Origin of the sequence: Paraburkholderia dipogonis, assembly GCF_042680985.1 — a bacterium.
GTDB classification, from domain to species: domain Bacteria; phylum Pseudomonadota; class Gammaproteobacteria; order Burkholderiales; family Burkholderiaceae; genus Paraburkholderia; species Paraburkholderia phytofirmans.
In genome coordinates, this window is sequence record NZ_JBHUFR010000001.1 from 210,635 (window position 1) to 232,001 (window position 21,367).

The following is a 21,367-nucleotide window of genomic DNA, read 5'->3' on the forward strand; positions in this document are numbered from 1 at the left end:
ACGTGGAAGGCAGCTGCACGCTTGAATAGCGGGTGCTACGCAAGCAAGCAAGCAGGCAGGCAGCCGCCGCGCGCTTCCGAACAACAGCTCATTGCGCCGCAGGCCGCCGTCTACGCGGCGCGCGCGCCGCTTGCGGCTTGATGGCCGCAGCCGAACCAGCACTTGGCGTAGTGCTGGTTCCGTTCACAGCGTCCGTTGCTACCGCACCCACTTCCACGTCGACCACCGCCGTTGCCGCCGGCGCGGCCGGAGTAACTTCCGCAGCCGTCGCGGCTGGGACCGGCCGAATCGTGCGTGCGCGCGAACTCACCAGCACCGCGCGCGGCTCGTTGTCGTAAATCACGGCGCGCACTCGCGGATAAATGTGCCGCTCCCAGCGGTGTCCATTGAACACGCCGTAATGCCCGACGCCGGTCTGCACGTGATGCGTCTTCAAATACGGCCGCAACTTGTCGCACATGTCCTGCGCGGCGAGCGTCTGACCGACGGCGCAGATATCGTCCTTCTCGCCTTCGACGGTAAGCAACGCCGTGCGGCGAATCTTCGACGGTTCGACGAGACGCCCTTGCACTTCGAGCGCATGCAACGGCAGTGCATGACGCTGAAAAACCGTATCGACGGTTTCCAGATAAAAGTCGGCCGTGAGATCCATTGTCGCGAAGTATTCTTCATAGAACGTGCGGATCGTGTCGGCTTTCGCTGGATCGCCTTTGGCGCGCTCGTAATGCATCGTCTCGAACGAGTCGAGATGGCGGTTGAGATTCATCGCCATGAACGCGGTCAACTGCATGAAGCCCGGATACACGCGCCGGTGCGCGCCCGCAAAACCGAACGGTACAGCGCTGATCAGCTTCTGCTCGAACCACTCCAGCGGTTTGCTTCTGGCGAGCTCGTTGACGCGCGTCGGGTTGATACGCGTGTCGAGCGGACCGGCCATCAGCGTCATGCTCGCCGGTTGCGCGGGATGATCGTCGGCGGCCATGAGCGCAACCGCGGCCAGCGAGGCGACGGTCGGCTGGCACACGGCGAGCAGATGCGCGCCAGGCCCGATCGTTTCGGTGAAGTCGATCACATGCTGCACGAATTCGTCGAAGCCGAAGCGGCCCTGGGTTAGCGGCACGTCGCGCGGGTTGTGCCAGTCGGTGATGTAGACGTCGTGTTCGGCCAGCATTGTGCGCACGGTGCCCCGCAGCAGCGTTGCGAAGTGGCCGGACATCGGCGCGATCACCAGCACGCGCGGTTGCGGCGCCGACGGCGGCGTCTCCTTACGGAAATGCAGCAGTGAACAGAACGGCGTGTGCGCCGCGATTTCCTCGACGACCGCCACGGATTTGCCTTCCGATATCACGCTGTCGATCTCGAACGGCGGCCTCACGGGCGTGAGTGCGGCCAGCGTCAACAACTCGCAGGCCGCGCGGATCGAGCGTCCATGCGACGTTTCGCCGAACGCAGGCCACGCGTCGAGCGAATGATTCATCAGCGCCGCGCCGTGCCGCATCGGCAGCATCATGTCGGCGAAAGCCTGGAAGGTTGGATATGCGAACAGGTTCATAACCTTCGCACGAATGCTGAAGAGAAAGGAGCCCAACTAAAGGCAAGTCATGTGCCATGCATGCATACGCACTGGCGCAGCCGTGACCTCACGTTGGCATAGCATTTGCGCGAGTCGGGAGAACGGGCCGAATTTGCCGCGCTTTGGTGCGTGCGCGCACGGCAACGTGCATGCATGGCGTCGGGCGTCGGCCGAGCGCCTCATCTGGAGGAGAATCGTATGGCGAATACCACGCTCACCATCAGCAGCAAGAACTATTCGTCGTGGTCGTTGCGCGGGTGGCTGCTGACCAGGTTCAGCGGTTTGCCGTTCGAAGAGATCGTCATGCCAATCGACGATCCCGCGGCACGCGCCGAACTCCTGCTGCTGTCGCCGTCGATCCTGGTGCCGTGCCTCATGCATGACGGCATCAAGGTCTGGGACACGCTGGCGATCGCCGAATATCTGAACGAATTGAAACCGGACGCGAAGCTGCTGCCCGAGGATATTCGCGCCCGCGCGCATTGCCGCTCGATCTGCGGCGAGATGCATTCGGGGTTCGGCTCGCTGCGCTCGGCTCTGCCGATGAACCTCAAAGCGCACTTTCCGGGCTTCAAGGTGTGGGCGCGGGCGCAGTCGGATATCGATCGGATCGTGACGATCTGGGGCGATTGTCTGAAGCAGTACGGCGGGCCGTTTCTGTTCGGCGAGCGCACCGCGGCGGACGCGATGTACGCGCCGGTGGTGACGCGTTTCGTGACCTACGACGTCAAACTCGATCCGGAGATCGTCGAATACGGACAGCGGATCATGGCGCTGCCCGAGATGCAGGAGTGGATCGCCGACGCGCAACAGGAGGTGGAAGAGATCGACGAGCTGGACGTCGAGTTCTGAAGAAGCCGAGCGGCGACACTGCCGCAACAGCGGGCGGCGTTCAGCGTGGCGAACCACACCGCGCCGCCGCCACTGCGCCTCAATCGCGCCCGCTTCCCAGTTTGAACACGCTGACCACTTGCGCGAGACGCGCGGCCTGATCGCGCAACTCGGCCGCCGCGAGTTCGGCCTCGCCGACAATCGTCGCGTTCTGCTGCGTGGCTTCGCCGATCTGCGTGACGGCGAGATTCACCTGCTCGATGCCGCCCGATTGCTCGCGCGAGGCGACGCTGATCTCGCCCATGATCGCTCGCACCTGGCCGACTTGTTGAACGATGCCCTGCATTGTCGAACTGGCTTCTTCGGCGATCTGGAAACCGTTTTGCACAGTCGCCGTGGATGTCGCGATCAAGCTCTCGATCTCCTTCACCGAAGCCGCGCTGCGCTGCGCCAACGCGCGCACTTCCGAGGCCACGACCGCGAAGCCCTTGCCGTGCTCGCCGGCGCGCGCCGCTTCCACCGCTGCGTTCAGCGCGAGGATATTGGTCTGGAATGCGATGCCTTCGATCACGCTCGTGATCTCGGCGATCTTCTGTGACGAGCGGCTGATCTCGCCCATCGTCGACACCACGCGTTCGACAGCGCGGCCGCCTTCGAGCGCGGCGTCCGCAGCGCGCGTGACAAGCGTGTTGGCTTGCGCGGCGTGGTCGGCGTTCTGCTGCACGGTCGAGGTGATCTCTTCCATGCTGGCCGCCGTTTCCTCGAGACTGCTCGCCTGGGTGGCGATCCGCGCGGCGATATTGCCGCTGCCGGTGGCGATCTTTTCGGTGCCGTGCGACATATCCGTCGATGCGTTGCGCACTTGCGAAACGATGCGCGCGAGACCCTCGCCGATGCCGTCGATCGACTGCATCAGGCGGCCGATTTCATCAGCGCGTGCGTTCGCGCCTTTCGCGACGCGCACGCTCAGATCGCCCGAGGCGAATCGTTCGGACGCCTTGGCGGCTTCGTCGAGCGGACGGCTCACGAGGCGCCGCACCGCAAACAGGAACACGGCCGCGAATACGCCGACGAGCACCAGGCCGAGCAGCAGGAATTCGTTGCGCGTGGTGATGACGTCGGCCATCACTTCGTCGCGCGGCGCGACGCCGCCCACCAACCACTGCCATTCCGGCACGGTGACGAACGACACGAACTTGTCGCGCGAGCCGCGTTCGCCGAGTGCCGCATCGGCCGAAGTGTATTCGAGCTGGCCTTCCTTCATGTCGAGCATTTGCTGATACGGCGCGTTCGCGTTGTCGGCGTTCTGGCCGGCGGCGGCCGGATGCACGATCAGCTTGCCGCGCTCCGCGCCGTTCGACGCATTCACGACGAAGTAATAACCGCTGTCGCCGATCTTCAGATTGCGAATGCCGTCCTGCACCGACTGGATTTCCTTGTCCACATTCACGCCGACGAACAGCGCGCCGATCACGCGGCCGCTTGCGTCCGTGATCGGCCGGTATTGCGTGATCAAACGTTTGCCGAAGAGCGCGGCGAGCCCCGTATAAGGCTTGTTGGCGAGCAGCAGCGCGTAGGCCGGCCCCTTGCGGTCGAGCAGCGTGCCGATCGCGCGCGAGCCGTCCTGTTTCTTCAGCGATGTGGTGACGCGCACGAAATCATCGCCGCTGCGCGCGAAGACCGTGGCCACCGCGCCGCTGCGTTCGAGAAACTGATCGGGGATGGAAAAGTCCATGTTCAGGACTTTGTCGCCCGCCTTGATGGTCGGCGTGGCGACGCCGCCGATGTCGACCTTCTGGGTTTCGTCGAGCGTGTAGCCAGCGGGCAGAAAGCTCGCAAACAGCGACATCGAGCGATCGACCTCGTTCGACAAGGCTTTGTCGAACAGCTTGATCATCGCGGCGATCGAGCGGTCCTTATCGGCGATGCGTTGGAGCACCTGATCGCTGATCTGCTGGCCGGCGGTGCGGGTGAGCGCCCACGTGAACGCGGCGAAAATCAACGCCACCAGTACGCACGAAAGAATGGCGAGCCGCGCGCCGACGCTGACGCGGCGCAGAGAGAGAAATTCCATGGACGTTTTTGTGGAGTAAGGGAGGACAAGTGCTGCATGAGCCGGGCGTAGGCATGCCCGGCATCGATGACTTGTTTACGGCCACGGCGTCCGCTTTCTTTAGGGATTCGAAAGCATTTCGTAATTAGTTCTGCCGGCAGCGGAGCGTTTTGGTACGCGGCGCGCTCAGTGTGTCGAACTGCGCTGCGCGCCGCATGGGGCGCGCAGCAATAGCTAGCGAGCCGAACGATCCTGCGCGCCGCGCCAGGTGCGCAGCAACAGCGCGTTGCTGACCACGCTCACGCTCGAAAACGCCATTGCCGCGCCGGCGAGCATCGGGTTCAGCAAACCCAAGGCGGCCAGCGGAATCCCGATCAGGTTATAAACGAACGCCCAGAACAGGTTCTGCTGGATCTTGCGCCACGTCTTGCGCGAGATGTCGATGGCATCGGCCACGAGCGCCGGATCGCCGCGCATCAGCGTAATGCCGGCCGCGTGCATGGCGACGTCGGTGCCGGTCGCCATCGCGATGCCGATGTCGGCTGCGGCGAGAGCGGGGGCGTCGTTGATGCCGTCGCCCGCCATGGCCACGATGCCGGCGCTGCGGATTTTCAGGTCGCGGATCACGCGGGCCTTGTCGTTGGGCAAAACCTCCGCGTGGAATTCGTCGATGCCGAGCGCTTTCGCCACGCTCGCCGCGCTGCCGCGATTGTCGCCGGTGACCAGTACGCTTTTGATGCCCATCCGCGCGAGCCGCTCGACGGCGGCGCGTGCGGTCGGCTTGACGGTGTCGCCGAAAGCGATCAGGGCGAGTGCCGCGGGCGCTTGCGGATTGCGCTGCATGAGCCAGGAGACGGTGTTGCCCGCGGCTTCGAGTTCGTGAGCACGAGCGGCGAGTTCCGGCGGCAGATCGATGCCGAGTTCATTGAGCCAGCGTGTGCTGCCGAGCGCCAGTGTGCGTCCGTCGATATCCGCTTCGACGCCGCGCCCTGCGACCGCGCGCGCGGCGCTCGCATGCGGCGGCGGGATTTGTCCTGACGTCAGCGCGACGCCAGTTTCCGTCGCCACCGCATCGCCGGCGCTCGCTGCCACCGCACCGCTAGCGCTGACCGCCAGCGCACCGCCGGTGCTCGCCGCCGCCGCACAGCCAGCGTCCGCCACCGTCCCATCGCCCCTATTCCTCGCCACGGCTTCATGCGCCTTCAACACCGCCCGCGCCAACGGGTGATCGCTATTGCGTTGCACCGCTGCGGCAAGCGCCAGCGCTTCATCGCGGCCAATGCGGCCGATCGGCTCGAACGCCGTCACCGACGGCTCGCCAAGCGTCAATGTGCCAGTCTTATCGAAGGCGACAATCGTCACGCGATGCGCGGTTTCCAGCGCTTCGGCGTCCTTGATCAGCACGCCATGCCGCGCCGCGACGCCGGTGCCGGCCATGATCGCCGCTGGCGTGGCCAAACCGAGTGCGCACGGGCACGCGATCACCAGCACGGCGACCGCGTTCAGAATCGCCGTTTCGCCGCCAGCACCCGCGATCAACCAGCCAACGAGCGTGAGCGCGGCGATCCCCAGAATCGCCGGCACGAAGATCTCGCTGACCCGGTCGACGAGGCGCTGGATCGGCGCCTTCTCGGCCTGCGCGCTTTCCACGAGGCGGATGATCCGCGCGAGCGTCGTTTCCGCGCCGATCGCGGTGGTCGTCACGGCAATCGCGCCTTCGCCGTTGATCGAGCCGGCGGTGACCGCGTCGGCCACCTGCTTCGGCACCGGCAGGCTTTCGCCCGTGATGAGCGATTCGTCGATATGCGTGCGGCCTTCGAGCACCGCGCCGTCGACCGGCACGCGTTCGCCGGGACGCACGATCACCACCGTGCCGACCCGCACTTGAGCGAGCGGCACGTCGCGCTCGTCGGCGCCGATGCGAATGCGCGCGCGGTCGGGACGCAGCGCGTTAAGCGCGCGGATAGCGTCCGTGGTCTGGCGCTTGGCGCGCGCTTCGAGCCACTTGCCGAAACGCACCAGCGTGATCACGACCGCCGACGCCTCGAAATACAGATGCATCATGTCGCCGGGATGGGTCGCCAGTTCGTACACGCTGATGCCGTACGCCGCCGACGTGCCGAGCGCCACCAGCAGATCCATGTTGCCCGCGCCGGCCCGCACGGCGCGATAGGCCGCGCGATAGAAGCGCGCGCCGAACACGAACTGCACGATCGAGGCGAGCGCGAGCTGCAGCCACGGCGAGAGCATCGCGTGCAGGCCGAACCATTCGCCGACCATCGGCGCGACGAGCGGCAGCGTCAGCACGGCGGAGGCGAGCACGGCGGCGAGTTCGCGGCGCGTCTGGTCGCGTTTGCGGTCAGCGGGCGCGGTTTTGTCGGCGTGATCCGCCACCGCCGATGCATCCGGCGGCACGATCAAGGTCGCTTCGTAGCCCGCTTTTTTGACGGCGGCGATCAGCGCGTCCGGCGCGGCGGCCGCGCCAGCCACACTAACGGTCGCCGTTTCGGTCGCCAGATTCACCGACGCGCCGAGCACGCCCGGCACTTTCGCCAGCGCTTTTTCGACGCGCATTGCGCACGAAGCGCAAGTCATCCCGCCGATCGCCAGTTCCGTGGCGTGCTGCGCCTCGGCAACGGGCGCAGGCGTCTCCGTGGAGGTCGAGGCGGACAGCGTGGCGTCGTAGCCCGCCTTGCGCACGGCGTTGGCGAGCGTCTCGGGATCGACGCCGGCGTCGCTTTCAATGCGCGCTCGCTCCGTGGCGAGATTCACGGACGCGCGCGTGACGCCCGGCACTTTGGCGAGCGCTTTTTCGACGCGCAGCGCGCACGAGGCGCAGGTCATTCCGCCGATGTCGAGTTCGGCGGTCCGAGCGGAAGGGGTGGCAGCGTCCGCGGGGCGCTGCGGGTTGGCAAGTTCGGTCATGGTTGGCAAGGCTCGTGGCGGCATCGGGCCGCATCATGAACCCAGTATTGACCTTCCCATGATGGCAAGGTCAAGGACGAATTGCAGGGCGCGTTTCAAGGCCGCCCGCACGTCGCCGAACGCCCGCTCAGAAGGCCGGCGGCGCGTTCAGCATGGCTTGACCGACGGCCTGCTGGTCGTCGCTCGAGCGCGCCAGCAGGGTTTCGGCCGCGCCACGGCGGTCGTCCGCAGCCTTGTTCTGGCCGAGCTTCCACTTGCCGACCAGCCGGGTCACCTCGATCTCGATACCGACGATCGCACCGAGCATTTGGGAAATGAAGTCCGCGGGCGCGTCGCCCATTTTCCACGGCACCGGTTCGCCGGCTTCCATCTTGCGCGTCAGACGCGCCACCAGGCCGCGCACAAACGACTCGTCGTCGCGCACGACGATGCGGCCGTGAGCATGCACCACCATATAGTTGTAAGTCGGCACCTGCCGATGCGCTTCGTGCTTGCTCGGATACCAGTTCGGCGAAATATAAGCGGCCGGACCCTGGAAGATCACAAGCGCTTCCGGATTCGCGGCGGCTTCCTGCCACACCGGGTTCGCGCGGGCAACGTGAGCGCGCAGGATGCCGTGCGTTTCACCGGCCGCGGAGGGGACTTCGAACTCGAACGGCACGTGGTTCGCATCGAGCCCATTCGGCCCGTTGGTGATTAGCGCGCCGAAAGGCTGCTCGGCGATCAGGCGATGGAGAACCTCTGGGCGGTTCTCTTCGAAATGGGCGGGCATGTACATGAAGCGCTCCGGATACGAGAGGCGAGAGAGCAGTGACGAAAAGTCGTCCGAGGTGTGGGGCGCCGGCGCGACATAACAAAAAACGTCAACCGTACCGCAAAAAAGCGGCTTGCGCGCGGCAACCGGCGCTAATCCTGCCTTTGCGCTTGCCTGGTGAGCAAGGATACGATACAACCCGATGTTGTCGGCATCGCGAATCGCGGACTGGCTGCGTTGGGCTTCGGGAGGCCGCGCAAACAGGGTTCGTTGCACGCCGGCGTCTCCCTTAGGACCACACGTTCCGCCACCTGAACGAATGATAAAAAATCGCCGAGCATCGTTTTCGATTCACTGGACCTGCGCGTCGTTCGCGGGCCTCGCATTTCTGGCCGGTTGCGCGTCGGCCCCCACCGCGACACAAAAATCCACGGGGTGGATCAAGGACGAAGTGGCCGACTCGTACGTATTCGGCTACCCGCTCGTGCTGATGGGCGTCGCGCGCGATGCGGCGGTCGGCACCAATCCGGGCCAGGCGCCCCTCAATACGCTGCGCCACGCCCAGTCATTGCCGCCGATCGGCGCGTCCAATCCGATGCAGCCGAGTCTCGATACATTCGATTCGACCGGCTGGCTGGACGTCGGCAGCGAACCGGTGATCGTTTCGCTGCCCGATTCGCACGGCCGCTACGTCGACGCCCGCGTGCTCGACATGTGGACCAACGTGGTGTGGTCGACCAGTTCGCAGTTCGACACGCGCGCGGCCGGCATCAAGGCGCAGGCGATCGCCTTTGTCGGTCCGGGTTGGCAAGGCGATTTGCCCAAGGGTGTGAAGCGCGTCGACGTGCCGACTCGCAACGCGTGGGTGAGCGTGCGTATCCAGTCGAACGGCACGCGCGATCTGACGGCAGTCCGTAAGCTGCAGCGCGCCATTCGCGTCGCGCCGCTCAGTATCTACGCGGGCGACGGCCGCTCCGCCTCGATCGCGCCGCCGCGCAGCAATGCCGCCGACGCCGCCGCGGGCGTTTCCGGCACGCCGGCCGCGCAAGTCGCGGCGCTCGACGCGAACGGCTTCTTCACGCGACTCGCGCAGGCCTTGCCCGACAATCCGCCGACGCCGGCCGATCCGCACGCGCTCAAATTCCTCTCGGACCTTGGTGTGACGCCCGGCGAGCCGGTCAAGCTGCCGAAAGCGCCGGACGCCATCGCGGCCGGTCTCGCCGACGGTCATGAACGCGTCGTCACGCCGCCGTCGAATTTGCTGAGCGGCAACGGCTGGAACTGGTTCGGCGATGGCGTGGGCAGCTACGGCCCCGACTACGCGATGCGCGCCTACGCCGCTTATGCGCAGCCGGGCATCGGCACGAAAGACGACGAGGTTCGCGCGGTCATTACGCAGGACAGCGACGGTCGCGCGCTCAATGGCGCGAACCGCTACGTCATCCACTTCGCGCCGAATCAGTTGCCGCCGGTGCGCGGCTTCTGGTCGATCACCGCTTACACGAAGGACGGCGCACTCGGCGAAAGCGCGCCGGCGCGTCTCGCGGTTGGCGATCGCAATGGCGCGCGCCGCAATCGCGACGGCTCGCTCGACGTGACGGTGTCGTCCACCCGGAGCAGGAGCGGCAACTGGCTGCCGGCGCCGCGTGCCGATCTGCAACTCGTGCTGCGTCTGTACGCACCCAAGCCGCAAGCCACAGACGGCAGTTGGCAACCGCCGGCCGTCGTGCGTCAGTGATACTTGTGTCCATGACGTGACAGCCGCGCTTCAATAACGAGCGCTTGAAGCATCGAGCGTCGCAGGTCAGCCGCAAAGGCTCGGCGGACCTGCGACGCTATCGCCCGGAGTAATGTGTAAGCCACGCCTTACATTTATATCCCACGAAAGATTCACGACTTATACTGCCGCTTGCGGGATTTTCGTTTTCGCGGCGGGCTTGCCGCCGCACTACCCAACACCGAGCATGGCAAGCCTCAATAAAGCATCGTTAGCCTCGTCCATGCAGACCGTGCGCGATGTCGCGCAGTCACGCCGCACCCGGCGTGTCATCACCGGTCTGCTGATCTTCGTTGTACTGTTCGGTCTGCTGGGCTTCTTCGCGGCGCCGCCGCTGATTCGCCACATTGCCGAACAGCAGCTCAGCAAACAACTCGACCGTCCCGCCACCATCGGCCGCATTGCGCTCAATCCGTACACGCTCAAGCTCGAAGCCGATCGCGTGCATATCGGCGAGCGCGGCGGCGCGGGCGACTTCGTGGATATCTCGCGGCTCATCGTGCAGCCGTCGTGGAGTTCGCTGTTTCGCGCGGCGCCGATCATCGACGAAGTGCAGCTCGATTCGCCGCGCTTTCATATCGTTCGCTACGATGCGCAGCGTTTCAATTTCACCGACCTGATCGAGAAATTCTCGAAGCAGCCGGCCAAGCCCGATAGCAAACCCACGCTGTTCTCCGTGTCGAACATCAGGCTCGAAAACGGCCAGATCACTTTCGACGACAAACTCCTCAGCACAACGCATGTAGTCGATCAGTGGAAGCTCGGCATTCCGTTCATCGCCACGCTACCGTCGAAAACCGATATCTTCGTCGAGCCGTTATTGCGTGCGCGGATCGACGGCAGTCCGCTTGCCATCGACGGCCGGACCAAGCCGTTTGCCGCGTCGCGTGAGTCGGAAGTGTCGTTGCGCTTCGACGGGCTCGATGTGCCTCGTCTCATGTCCTACGTGCCGACCAAGCTGCCGGTGATCGTGCAGTCCGGCAAACTGTCCACCGATCTCAAGCTCAACTTCGTGGTCTCCAACGACGCGCCTTCGCTGCGCGTGGCGGGCACCGTCGATATGAACGACGTGGACGTGCAGGACCAGAGCAAGGCGCCGTTCTTCGCGGCGCGCGCGCTGCATGTGGCCGCCGCCACGCTCGAGCCGTTGAAGAGCCTCTATCACTTCGACGAGATCCGCATCGACGCACCGACCGCCAACCTTGCGCGCGATAAGGACGGCGTGGTGAGCGTCGAGAAGATGTTTGCGCCCGCGCCCGCATCTGAAGCCGCTGCGGCGCAACCGCGCGCGAGCGCGCCGCTTGCCGCATCCGGTTCTAGCGCCGCGGAAAAGACGGCGCCGCCGCTGGATCTGTCGATCAAACGCCTGGTGCTCAATGACGGCACCGTGAATGTCCACGACAACGCCGCCGCGCGGCCCGTCGACGTCGGGCTGCAAAAGCTGGCCGTCACACTGACCGATTTTTCGACGCTCGCCAGCGCGCCCGCGCATTACACGCTGAACACGGATTTCAAGGACGCCGGCGGCTCGCTCGGCGTGGCCGGTGCATTCGGCCTCGTCGCGAAGACCGCGAGCGCGAAGGTCGACGTAAAGTCGGTGAAGCTGCCGCTGTTGCAGCCGTATATCGACACCGCGACCGTCGCGCAGATCACGGACGGCGCGTTGTCCGCCACCGCCAATGTCGGCGCGAACTGGTCGAAGTCGCCGGTGGCGGTGATGGTCACCGACTCGCAACTGGATCTGCAATCGCTGAAAGTCGCGGCGCGCGACAGCAAGAATCCGCTGATCTCGCTCGCGCAAGGTAGCGTGAAGGTCAGGCAGGTGGATGTGGCGGCGCGCAACGCCGAGATCGCCAGCGTCGACACGACCGGCCTCGCGGTCGATGCGCAGCGTCTGAAAGACGGCAGCATCAACCTCGCCGCGCTTGCCGGCCAGCGCGAAGCCGCGCCGCAGCGTACCGCGATTCACGCGGTCAAGAAGGCGCAGGCGGAAGGCCCCGCGTGGCATTACAAGATCGGCGAACTGAACCTGAAAGACGCCACCGCCAATTTCACCGACAACACCACGCCGCAGCCGGTGAAACTCAACATCACGCCGCTGCAACTGAAGGTGCAGAACGTCAGCGACGACCTCAGCCGTCCGTTGCCGGTCGATCTGCAGGCGACGCTGAACAAGAAGGGCACGCTCGGCGTAAAGGGCGACGTCACGGCAACGCCGCTCAAGGTGGCCGTCAAGGTGAACGCCAACCGGCTCGACGCGGCGGCCTTCGAACCCTACTTCGGCAGCAAGCTGAATGCGGTGGTCGCGAGCGCGCTGCTCAATGCGAACGGCGACCTGACGCTGAATCAGGCGAAGTCGCTGAAAGCCAATTATCACGGCGATCTGGCGCTCGTCGAGGTCCGCATGCTCGACAAGGCGACCTCCGACCCGTTCGCCGGATGGGGCTCGCTTGCATTGTCGAACCTGAAAGCCGATTACGACGAGCACGGCACGGTGGTCGACGCGGGCCGCGTCACGTTCACCAAGTTCTATGGACGCGTGCTGCTCGACGCGCAAGGCAAGCTCAACCTGAAGGACGTGGTCGCGCACGAAACCGGTGCCGCGCAATCGCTAACGCGCGACAAGAGCGGTGCTGAGCCCGTGCCGTTGACGCCGCAACCGGCATCGGCGGTCGCGGCCGCGCCGGCTTCGTCGGCCGCGCCTGCCACGGTGACGGCGGCCACGCCACCGTCAAGCCCAGTCAAGCTCCACTTCGGCCAACTGGTGCTGCAACAGGGCCGCGTGACCTACACCGACAACTTCATCAAGCCGAATTACACGGCGAATCTGGTCAACATTCAGGGCACGGTGGGCGCATTCGGCACGCAGTCCACCACGGACGCTCCGGTCGACATCGCCGCAAAATTGGCGGCCAATGGCCCGGTGTCGATTCGCGGCACGGTCAATCCGCTGATCGCGAAACCGGCACTCGATCTGACGGCGGTCGCGCACGATATCGAGCTGACCAATCTCACGCCGTATTCGGCGAAATATGCCGGTTATCCAATCACCAAGGGCAAGCTGAACGTCGATCTGCACTACAAGCTGGCGAACGATCAGTTGGACGCGAACAACCACATTTTCATCGACCAGCTCACGTTCGGCGATCACGTCGATAACGATACGGCGACCAAGCTGCCTGTGCGTCTCGCAATCTCGCTGCTGAAGAACTCGCGCGGCGAAATCGACGTGAATCTGCCGGTGTCGGGCTCGCTGTCGAATCCTGAGTTCAGTATTGGCGGCCTGATCTGGCATGCCGTGCTCAATCTGCTGCAGAAGGCGGTGACCGCGCCGTTCTCGCTGATCGCCAACGCGTTCGGCGGCAAGGGCGAGGAGTTGGGTTACGTCGAGTTCGAACCCGGTTCGGCAAAACTCACGGACGCCGACAACCAGAAACTCGACACGATCGTGAAGGCGCTGTCCGACAAACCATCGATCCGTATGGATTTGATCGGCCGCGTCGATCCGGCTGTGGACGAACCCGCGTTGCGCACTGGCTATGTGGATCGCCTCGTCAAGCAGCAGAAGATCAAGGACGTGGTGGGCAACGGCGAGAGCGTCGATCTGTCGACCGTCACCGTCGACCCGAAGGACTACGACAAGTATCTGAGCAAGGCCTACAAGTCGGTGGATTTCAAGAAGCCGCGCAATTTTGTCGGCCTGACCAAGAGCTTGCCGGACGACGAGATGAAGAGCGCGCTCGCCGCCAACGCCCCGATCGACGACGCCAGCCTGCGGCAACTCGCGCAGCAAAGGGCGCAGAGCGTGCAGCAGTATCTGGACGGCAAGATCGACAGCAGCCGCGTGTTTATCGTCGCGCCGAAACTGAACGCCGACGGCATCAAGGACAAGGGCGCGACGACGCGGGTCGACTTTGGACTGAAGTGAGCGCGTTCAAGCGGCGCGCGTCGGCGCCTTCAACGCGGTTTGCTCGATGACGCGCGCGAGCGTGTCGAACGCGGGACCGATCTTGTCGTTCGGCACGCACGCATAACCGAGCAGCAGCCCGCGACGCGCGGGCGTATCGCTGCTGTAATAGCTCGCGAGCGGACGCACGATCACACCGGCGTCATAAGCGGCGGCAGTCACCGCGCGATCGTTCGCGTGATCCGGCAGGCCGAGCACAAGATGCAGGCCGGCCTCGTCGCCCATCACCGGCAGTTCGCTGCCGAAGCGCGCGGTAATCGCATCGATCAGAATCTGCCGCCGCTCGCCGTATAGCGCGCGCATGCGCCGAACGTGCGAGGTGAGATGGCCGTCCATGATGAAGTCGGTCATCACCGCCTGCTGCATCAACTGACCTTCGCGATACAACTCGGCCACGCCCGTGCGGAATGTGTCCACCAGATGCTCCGGCGCGATCATGTAGCCGATCCGCAAGCCCGGAAACAGCATCTTCCCCAGACTGCCGACGTAGATCACCTGGCCGGCTTCGTCGAGTCCTTGCAGCGACGCGAGCGGCCGGCTGCCGTAGCGGAACTCGCTGTCGTAGTCGTCCTCGATGATCCACACGTTGTGCTGACGCGCAAATTCGAGCAAGGTGCGGCGGCGCGCGAGGCTCATCACCATGCCGAGCGGATACTGATGCGACGGCGTGACGAGCGCGAGCCGCGGCGGCTGTTGCAAGTCCTGTTCGCGCGGATTCAGGCCTTCGTCATCCACCGGCACTGGCACGAGGGTAATCCCCGATGACTGCAGCACGCTGCGTGCGCCCCAATAGCACGGTTCTTCCACCCACGCGCGGTCGCCGACATCGGTCAGCAGGCGCACCGCCAGATCGATCGATTGATGAATGCCCGTGGTGATGATGATCTGATCCGGCGTGCAATTCACCGAACGCGCCACGCGCAGGTAATCCGACAACGCCCGCCGCAATGGCCGATAGCCGCCGCCGGGCGCGTAAGTGAGCAGATCGGGATTGGCTTCCTTCCACAAACGAGCCTGCAGGCGGCTCCATGTGCGCGCCGGAAATTCCGCGACGTCGGGCACGCCCGGCATGAACGCGCCCCACTGTTTGGCGGACACGCCGGCTTTGTCGATCAGACGCCGTCCGCGAGCCGACAGATCGCCCAGGTCGCGTTTCGGCGGCTTGGTGGTTTCCCTGGCTGTGCTGTCTTCTTTGTCGACGCTCGCCACCGCCGGCTTCTTACGCATGTTCACGGCGGCCGTGTCCGGGCGCGTGTCGGCGACATAGGTGCCGCTGCCGGTGGTGGAGATCACATAGCCTTCGGCGGTCAACTGGTCGTAGACGTGCAGCACCGTGTTGCGCGCGATGCCGAGGTCTTCGGCGAGCGTGCGCGAGCTGGGCAGCTTGGTGCCCGGCGGCAACTGGCCGGTCAGGATCGCCTGCTGCATGAGCCGCAAGGTCTGCCGGTAGACTGGTTCGGCGGCTGCGCGGTCGAGCCGCGCGGCGAGCCAATCCGACAAGATCACGGTGTCCAAGTGGTTCTATCCGGAATAATGAAATGGTTCCATATTGTAGAACCGTAACGGTCTATAGTGAGCCACGCAATTGATGCAATCCCGCTGCCTTGCACGGGAGCCAGCCGGACCGCAGAGGAGACTTGGACGATGAAAACCGAAGACGTGATCGTCAGCTTTCGAGGTGTTCGCAAGACCTACGACGGCGAAACGCTGGTCGTCAAACAGCTCGATCTGGATATCTATCAGGGCGAATTCCTGACGCTGCTCGGGCCGTCCGGTTCGGGCAAGACCACCTGTCTGATGATGCTGGCGGGTTTCGAATTTCCCACCGGCGGCGAAATCTGGCTGGACGGCACGCTGCTCAATACCGTGCCGCCGCACAAGCGCAACATCGGCATGGTGTTTCAGAACTACGCGCTATTCCCGCATCTCACGGTCGAGCAGAACGTCGCGTATCCGCTGACCGTACGCAAGATTTCGGCGGAAGAGCGTGCGCATCGCACGAATAACGCGCTCAAGATGGTGCGCATGGAGAGCTTCGCGAAGCGCTATCCGGCGCAGCTTTCCGGCGGCCAGCAGCAGCGTATCGCGCTCGCCCGCGCGCTGGTGTTCGAGCCGAAGCTCGTGCTGATGGACGAGCCGCTCGGCGCGCTGGATAAACAGTTGCGCGAACACATGCAATACGAACTGAAATCGTTGCACGAGAAACTCGGCGTCACGTTCGTGTACGTCACGCACGATCAGGGCGAGGCGTTGACCATGTCCGATCGCGTCGCCGTATTCGATAAAGGCATCGTGCAGCAACTCGATACCGTGGATCGGCTGTACGAATCGCCGTGCAATGAATTCGTGGCGAACTTTATCGGCGACAGCAACAAACTGCGCGGCACGATCGCGAATGTGGACGGTGAGTATTGCGAATTTCATCTGATCGACGGCACGCGTCTTACCGGCCGCAATATCGGCGGCGCGCGAGCGGGCACGCCGGCGGTCGCATGCATCCGGCCCGAGCGCATGAAGCTCGGCAACGGGTCGTCACGTCCGGGCGCCAATGCGCTCGCCGGTGAAGCGCGCGGGCTGATCTATTTCGGCGACCACGTGCGCATGCGTTGTGGTCTGCCGCAACAGGACGAGTGCTTCGTGAAGGTGCCGCTCGGCACCGGCGTGCTCGACACCTTTGCGCCGGGCGCACCGGTCGCACTCGAATTCGCACCCGAGCATCTGCGGGTTTTCGCAGGGGCGTGAACGCGTCGAATACGCAATGCGTTCGACGCAGGCAGAGCAGGTCAAGCAGCACATAACAAAGTCGCACTGAACGTACTGAAGCACACCACCAAAGGAGAGCAACACACCATGAGCAAGATCGGGAAATCGCGCTGCGCCATCGCTGTCGGTGCTGTGGCGCTCGCGCTGGGCGCCGCGCAAGTCAATGCAGCGGAATTGACGGTCGTCAATTTCGGCGGCGCGAATGGCGACGCGCAAAAGGTTGCATTCAACCAGCCGTTCGAAAAAGAGACCAGCAATAAAGTCACCGCCGTCGAATACAACGGCGAGCAGGCCAAAGTTAAAGCGATGGTCGAAGCCAAACACGTGAACTGGGATGTGGTGGAAGTCGAATCGGGCGATATCGGCCGTGGTTGTGACGAAGGGCTGTACGAGAAACTCGACTGGTCGAAGATCGGCAAGAAGTCGGATCTGATTCCCGAAGCGCCGCAAACCTGTGGCGTGGGCTTCTTCGTGTGGTCGACGGCACTCGCGTACAACGCCGACAAGCTGAAAACGGCGCCGGCCGGCTGGGCCGATTTCTGGGACGTCAAGAAATTCCCCGGCAAGCGGGCGATGCGCAAGGGCGCGCGCTACAACCTCGAATTCGCGTTGATGGCCGACGGCGTGCCGCCGAAGGACGTCTACAAGGTGCTCGCCACCAAGGAAGGCCAGGACCGCGCATTCAAGAAGCTCGACGAACTGAAGCCGAACATCCAGTGGTGGGAAGCGGGCGCGCAGCCGCCGCAATTCCTCGTAGCGGGCGACGTGGTGATGTCCACTGCGTATAACGGCCGGATCGACGCCGCGCAGAAGGAAGGCAAGAACCTGAAGGTGGTGTGGAACGGCAGCATCTACGACCTCGACTATTGGGCGATTCCGAAGGGCACGCCGAACAAGGCGCTGGCCGAGAAGTACATTGCCTATTCGCTTTCGTCCAAGCCGCAGCAGGACTATGCGCACAACATCGCGTACGGTCCGGTGAATGTGGCGGCGATCAAGGCGCTCGATCCGAAGACGCTGGCCAATTTGCCGAACTCGCCGGCCAATGGGAAGAACGCGGTGCTGCAGAACCTGGCGTTCTGGACCGATCACGGCGACGAACTGGAGCAGCGGTTTTCGTCGTGGGCTTCGAAGTAATGAGTGGTGTGTGAGAGGGCGTGGTGGGCTGTGTGAGGCCGCGCCTTCTACACGTGAAATGACGCGCGCGCATTTTGTGTGGATGTGCGCGCGGTTCCAACGTAGAGCTGGAGACAGGTGTGACTACGATGACGATCGCTGCCGATTCGACGCCTGAATCAAGTGGCCGACTCAAGCGCGAGTTGAAGGCCGCGGAAGCCAGAAAGCGTGCGATGGCGCTGCTGCTGATCGCGCCGCTCGCGATTTTTCTACTGCTGATTTTCGTCGTGCCGATCGGTGCGCTTCTCACGCGCGCGGCGCAAAATCCCGAGGTCGTCAACGCGCTGCCGCACACGCTCGCCTCGTTGAGCGCGTGGGATCGCAAGACGCCGCCGCCGGACACCGCGTATAGCGCGCTGGCGGTCGACCTCGCCGCGATCGCCGATAGCGACGGCATGGGCGCGCTCGCGCGGCGCCTGAACGTGGAGATTCCCGGCTACCGTTCGCTGGTCGCCAAATCCGCGCGCGCCATGCCGTTCGTCGACGACAACAGCAAGCCCTTGCAACTGACGCCAGCCCAGATGCACGCAAAATTCGCCGAACTGGACGAACGCTGGAACGACATTGCGTACTGGCAAGCCATTGCGAAAAACGCCGGCGCCTATTCGCCGTTTTATCTGCTGGCTTCGCTGGACCACAAACAGGACGCGTTCGGCCACATCATTCCGACCGATCCGGATCAACAGATCTATCTCGCTGTATTCAGCCGCACCTTTGTGATCGGCGCGGCGGTGACCTTCTTCGCGTTGTTGCTCGGCTATCCGCTCGCTTACTGGATTTCGACGCTGCCCGAGCGTCGCGCGAATCTGGTGATGATTCTGGTGCTGATTCCGTTCTGGACCTCGATCCTCGTGCGCGTCGCCGCATGGATCGTGATTCTGCAAAGCGAAGGGCTGGTGAACAAGGCGTTGATCGGCAGCGGGCTGCTGCACGATCCGCTGGCGCTGCTGTTCAACCGCACCGGCGTCTACATTTCGATGACGCACATTCTGCTGCCGTTCATGATCCTGCCGCTCTATAGCGTGATGAAGTCGATTCCGCCAACCTATCAGCGCGCCGCGATCTCTCTCGGCAGCCATCCGTTCGCCGCGTTCTGGCGCGTGTATGTACCGCAAACCTATCCGGGCATCGGCGCGGGCGCGCTGCTGGTGTTCATTCTGGCGATCGGCTACTACATCACGCCGGCCTTGCTCGGCGGACCGAACGATCAGATGGTCAGCTACTACGTCGCGTACTTCACGAACGTGACGATCAACTGGGGCATGGCGTGCGCGCTCGGCGGTTTGCTGCTCGCCGCGACGCTCGTGCTGTACGTCATTTACGGACGCTTCACGCGCTCGTCACTGAGCCTCGGCTGAACGGAGTCTATTGCGATGAAACTTGCCAAGCCTTTGTTCGCGCCGCATACGTCTTTCGTTGAACGCGTGTGGTATTTCGCGTTGCGCGCGCTGGCCGTGCTCACGCTGCTGTATCTCATCTTGCCGGTGCTGGCGATCGTGCCGCTGTCGTTTTCGTCGAGCACGTTTCTGGTGTATCCGATTCCGGGCTGGTCGTTGCGCTGGTATCAGAATCTGATCGCATCTGATGAATGGCGCATGGCCGCTAAGAACAGCTTCATCGTCGCGCCGTCGGCGACGGTGGTTGCAACCGTGCTCGGCACCTTGGCCGCAATCGGACTGACCAAGGCGAACTTTCGCGGCAAAGGCTTGCTCATGGCGATCCTGATTTCGCCGATGATCGTGCCGGTGGTGGTGGTCGGTGTGGGCATGTATCTGTTCTTCGCACCGCTCGGCTTGGCCAATACGTACATCGGGCTGATTCTCGCGCATGCGTCGCTCGGCGTGCCCTTTGTCGTGACGACGGTGGCCGCGACGTTGCAGGGTTTCAACTACAACCTCGTGCGGGCGAGCTTGTCGCTGGGCGCGAATCCGGTTAAGACGTTCTTCCGCATCACGTTGCCGGTGATCGCGCCGGGCGTGATTTCGGGCGCGCTGTTCGCCTTCGCGACGTCGTTCGATGAAGTCGTCGTCACCTTGTTCCTGGCGGGCGCGGATCAGACTACGTTGCCCCGACAGATGTTTACCGGCATCCGCGAAAATATCAGCCCGACCATCGCCGCGTTGGCGACAATTCTGGTTGTTTTTTCCACTAGCCTATTATTGGCGCTTGAATGGTTGCGCGGGAGAAATGCAGCGCGAGCAGTTAAGGCTTGAGTATCGACTCAAGCGGACGACAGTTTTTCATTGGCAACGAATAAAATCAATCCACCTTTGACGTCAATCTAAGACTGCTCCCATTCCCTATGCATCGGCGGCTCTTCATACTCGGAGCCCTCAAAAAGAAGATGCGCTCGACGCAGGGGATTAATGAAACACCAGCTCACGGTGCTAATGTGCGCGTTGGCCTTGACGGCTTGCGCAAACCATGCCGCACGCGACCGGCTCGGCATTGAAGACGCCACCTTGCTGCATAGCGGTTTCGGCGTCACGCAAGACGAAGCCGCGGGCGCAGCCAACTCACAATGGATCAGCACTTACTCGCCGGTTGTAAGCAGCACGGCGCTGGCTTTGTTGCAGACGCGGCTCGACCGTCTGCCGGGCGATAAGAACGGCTATTTTCGCGCCAAGGCGCAATGCTGGATCAATGCCGCGCAACAGGCGCGGCAAGCTAACGACCACTGGGGCTTCGTCGAAGAAGCCGTCGGTCAGGCCGCCATGATCACGATGAGCCTGGAAAACCGTGTGCCGTTGTCGGCTGCCAATCCCGCGCTGCGTACCGTGTCCACGGTGCGTCCCGATCTGTGGGAGATCGCCAATACCATCAAATCGGATCCCGCCATTGCGCAATGTCCGCAAGCGCAGCCGCCGCTCGCGTGTGCTGAAGTCGGACTGATGCAAGCGGGGCATGACGCATGGCGGCACAGTTTCTCCAGCGCGGAAAAGCGCTTGCCTGAGGTGCAGGAAAGCTTGCGTCAGTCGGCGCAAACAGCGTTGCAATGCAAGCAGGCGATGCAAACCGCAGTCTCCGCTCCGGCGCAGGCGCGCACTCCCGCGGCCACGCTTGCCGCGAATACGCCGCCGAAGATCACGCTAAAGGCGGATTCTCTTTTCCGATTCGACGGTGGTGACGACGCCGCACTATTGCCCGCAGGCAAACGACAGTTGAACGACGTGGCAATGCGTTTGAAGAACTTTCCTGGCGCGCGCGAGTTGAAGATCACCGGCTACGCCGACCGCCTCGGCGAAAAATCATACAACCTGAGTTTGTCGAGGCTGCGCGCGCTCACTGTCGAGCGAAATCTTCGCGCGCACGGTGTGAGCCTGCCGATGATCGCTCAGGGCAGAGGCAGTGCAAATCCGCTGGTGGACTGCCGGCAATCAAAGCGAGATGTGTTGATGCGATGCCTCGCGCCGAATCGACGCGTCGAGATTGAACTTGTCGCGGCGGGCTCGTAGTGTTTTTGGATCGAGAGCTAGCAACCATGCCGCGCACATCAATGCGTCTTCGAGTTTGAGACACGCGGCGACGAACGTCGCGAAGCCTGTGTA

General features: G+C 63.7%; 13 protein-coding genes. 8 read left to right on the forward strand and 5 right to left on the reverse strand.

Annotated elements, in window-relative coordinates:
• Positions 1 to 88: 88 nt before the first annotated feature.
• Complete coding sequence (locus tag ACFSNN_RS00870; RefSeq protein WP_134461787.1) at positions 89 to 1,552, reverse strand: polyhydroxyalkanoate depolymerase; 1,464 nt, start codon at positions 1,550 to 1,552, stop codon at positions 89 to 91.
• 219 nt (positions 1,553 to 1,771) lie between these two features.
• On the opposite strand from ACFSNN_RS00870, the gene ACFSNN_RS00875 reads away from it, so the two are divergent.
• Positions 1,772 to 2,425, forward strand: coding sequence for a glutathione S-transferase family protein (locus tag ACFSNN_RS00875; RefSeq protein WP_134461790.1), 654 nt, complete (start codon positions 1,772 to 1,774; stop codon positions 2,423 to 2,425).
• A gap of 79 nt (positions 2,426 to 2,504) precedes the next feature.
• Here ACFSNN_RS00875 and ACFSNN_RS00880 read toward each other — a convergent pair whose 3' ends face one another.
• The 3 genes from ACFSNN_RS00880 to ACFSNN_RS00890 form a co-directional block, all read right to left on the reverse strand.
• Complete coding sequence (locus ACFSNN_RS00880) at positions 2,505 to 4,478, reverse strand: methyl-accepting chemotaxis protein (RefSeq protein ID WP_134461793.1); 1,974 nt, start codon at positions 4,476 to 4,478, stop codon at positions 2,505 to 2,507.
• Between the two features lie 213 nt (positions 4,479 to 4,691).
• Positions 4,692 to 7,382: a heavy metal translocating P-type ATPase gene (locus ACFSNN_RS00885; RefSeq protein ID WP_134461796.1), complete on the reverse strand. Its 2,691-nt coding sequence runs from the start codon at positions 7,380 to 7,382 to the stop codon at positions 4,692 to 4,694.
• A gap of 127 nt (positions 7,383 to 7,509) precedes the next feature.
• Complete coding sequence (locus tag ACFSNN_RS00890) at positions 7,510 to 8,160, reverse strand: FMN-binding negative transcriptional regulator (protein ID WP_012428683.1); 651 nt, start codon at positions 8,158 to 8,160, stop codon at positions 7,510 to 7,512.
• Between the two features lie 295 nt (positions 8,161 to 8,455).
• Between ACFSNN_RS00890 and ACFSNN_RS00895 the strand changes: the two genes are divergently transcribed.
• Together ACFSNN_RS00895 and ACFSNN_RS00900 are read left to right on the forward strand one after the other, a co-directional pair.
• Positions 8,456 to 9,874 carry a DUF1254 domain-containing protein gene (locus tag ACFSNN_RS00895; RefSeq protein ID WP_134461799.1) on the forward strand — a complete coding sequence of 473 codons (1,419 nt, stop codon included), beginning with the start codon at positions 8,456 to 8,458 and terminating at the stop codon, positions 9,872 to 9,874.
• 226 nt (positions 9,875 to 10,100) lie between these two features.
• Positions 10,101 to 13,841 carry a DUF748 domain-containing protein gene (locus ACFSNN_RS00900; RefSeq protein ID WP_134461802.1) on the forward strand — a complete coding sequence of 1,247 codons (3,741 nt, stop codon included), beginning with the start codon at positions 10,101 to 10,103 and terminating at the stop codon, positions 13,839 to 13,841.
• A gap of 6 nt (positions 13,842 to 13,847) precedes the next feature.
• On the opposite strand, the gene pdxR is transcribed toward ACFSNN_RS00900, so the two are convergent.
• Positions 13,848 to 15,395 carry a MocR-like pyridoxine biosynthesis transcription factor PdxR gene (gene pdxR, locus ACFSNN_RS00905; RefSeq protein ID WP_134461805.1) on the reverse strand — a complete coding sequence of 516 codons (1,548 nt, stop codon included), beginning with the start codon at positions 15,393 to 15,395 and terminating at the stop codon, positions 13,848 to 13,850.
• A 129-nt stretch (positions 15,396 to 15,524) separates the two neighbouring features.
• Between pdxR and ACFSNN_RS00910 the strand changes: the two genes are divergently transcribed.
• The 5 genes from ACFSNN_RS00910 (at position 15,525) to ACFSNN_RS00930 (ending at position 21,274) form a co-directional block, all read left to right on the forward strand.
• Positions 15,525 to 16,622, forward strand: coding sequence for an ABC transporter ATP-binding protein (locus ACFSNN_RS00910; protein WP_134461808.1), 1,098 nt, complete (start codon positions 15,525 to 15,527; stop codon positions 16,620 to 16,622).
• A 108-nt stretch (positions 16,623 to 16,730) separates the two neighbouring features.
• Positions 16,731 to 17,780 (forward strand): ABC transporter substrate-binding protein, encoded by a 1,050-nt coding sequence (locus tag ACFSNN_RS00915; RefSeq protein ID WP_134461811.1) that lies wholly within the window; start codon positions 16,731 to 16,733, stop codon positions 17,778 to 17,780.
• A gap of 119 nt (positions 17,781 to 17,899) precedes the next feature.
• Entirely contained in the window at positions 17,900 to 19,177 is a 1,278-nt protein-coding gene (locus ACFSNN_RS00920) for an ABC transporter permease (protein ID WP_134461814.1), read from the forward strand.
• Between the two features lie 15 nt (positions 19,178 to 19,192).
• Positions 19,193 to 20,032: an ABC transporter permease gene (locus ACFSNN_RS00925; protein WP_134461817.1), complete on the forward strand. Its 840-nt coding sequence runs from the start codon at positions 19,193 to 19,195 to the stop codon at positions 20,030 to 20,032.
• Between the two features lie 153 nt (positions 20,033 to 20,185).
• A complete protein-coding gene (locus tag ACFSNN_RS00930; protein WP_134461820.1) occupies positions 20,186 to 21,274 on the forward strand; it encodes an OmpA family protein in 1,089 nt (362 codons plus the stop codon).
• Positions 21,275 to 21,367: the final 93 nt, after the last annotated feature.

Coding starts and splice junctions, on each gene's coding strand:
- ACFSNN_RS00890 (WP_012428683.1), bottom strand. CDS start 8,160: ATGTACATGCCCGCCCATTTCGAAGAGAACCGCCCAGAGGTTCTCCAT.
- ACFSNN_RS00895 (WP_134461799.1), top strand. CDS start 8,456: ATGATAAAAAATCGCCGAGCATCGTTTTCGATTCACTGGACCTGCGCG.
- ACFSNN_RS00910 (WP_134461808.1), top strand. CDS start 15,525: ATGAAAACCGAAGACGTGATCGTCAGCTTTCGAGGTGTTCGCAAGACC.
- ACFSNN_RS00915 (WP_134461811.1), top strand. CDS start 16,731: ATGAGCAAGATCGGGAAATCGCGCTGCGCCATCGCTGTCGGTGCTGTG.
- ACFSNN_RS00925 (WP_134461817.1), top strand. CDS start 19,193: ATGAAACTTGCCAAGCCTTTGTTCGCGCCGCATACGTCTTTCGTTGAA.
- ACFSNN_RS00880 (WP_134461793.1), bottom strand. CDS start 4,478: ATGGAATTTCTCTCTCTGCGCCGCGTCAGCGTCGGCGCGCGGCTCGCC.
- ACFSNN_RS00930 (WP_134461820.1), top strand. CDS start 20,186: ATGAAACACCAGCTCACGGTGCTAATGTGCGCGTTGGCCTTGACGGCT.
- ACFSNN_RS00900 (WP_134461802.1), top strand. CDS start 10,101: ATGGCAAGCCTCAATAAAGCATCGTTAGCCTCGTCCATGCAGACCGTG.
- ACFSNN_RS00885 (WP_134461796.1), bottom strand. CDS start 7,382: ATGACCGAACTTGCCAACCCGCAGCGCCCCGCGGACGCTGCCACCCCT.
- ACFSNN_RS00875 (WP_134461790.1), top strand. CDS start 1,772: ATGGCGAATACCACGCTCACCATCAGCAGCAAGAACTATTCGTCGTGG.
- ACFSNN_RS00870 (WP_134461787.1), bottom strand. CDS start 1,552: ATGAACCTGTTCGCATATCCAACCTTCCAGGCTTTCGCCGACATGATG.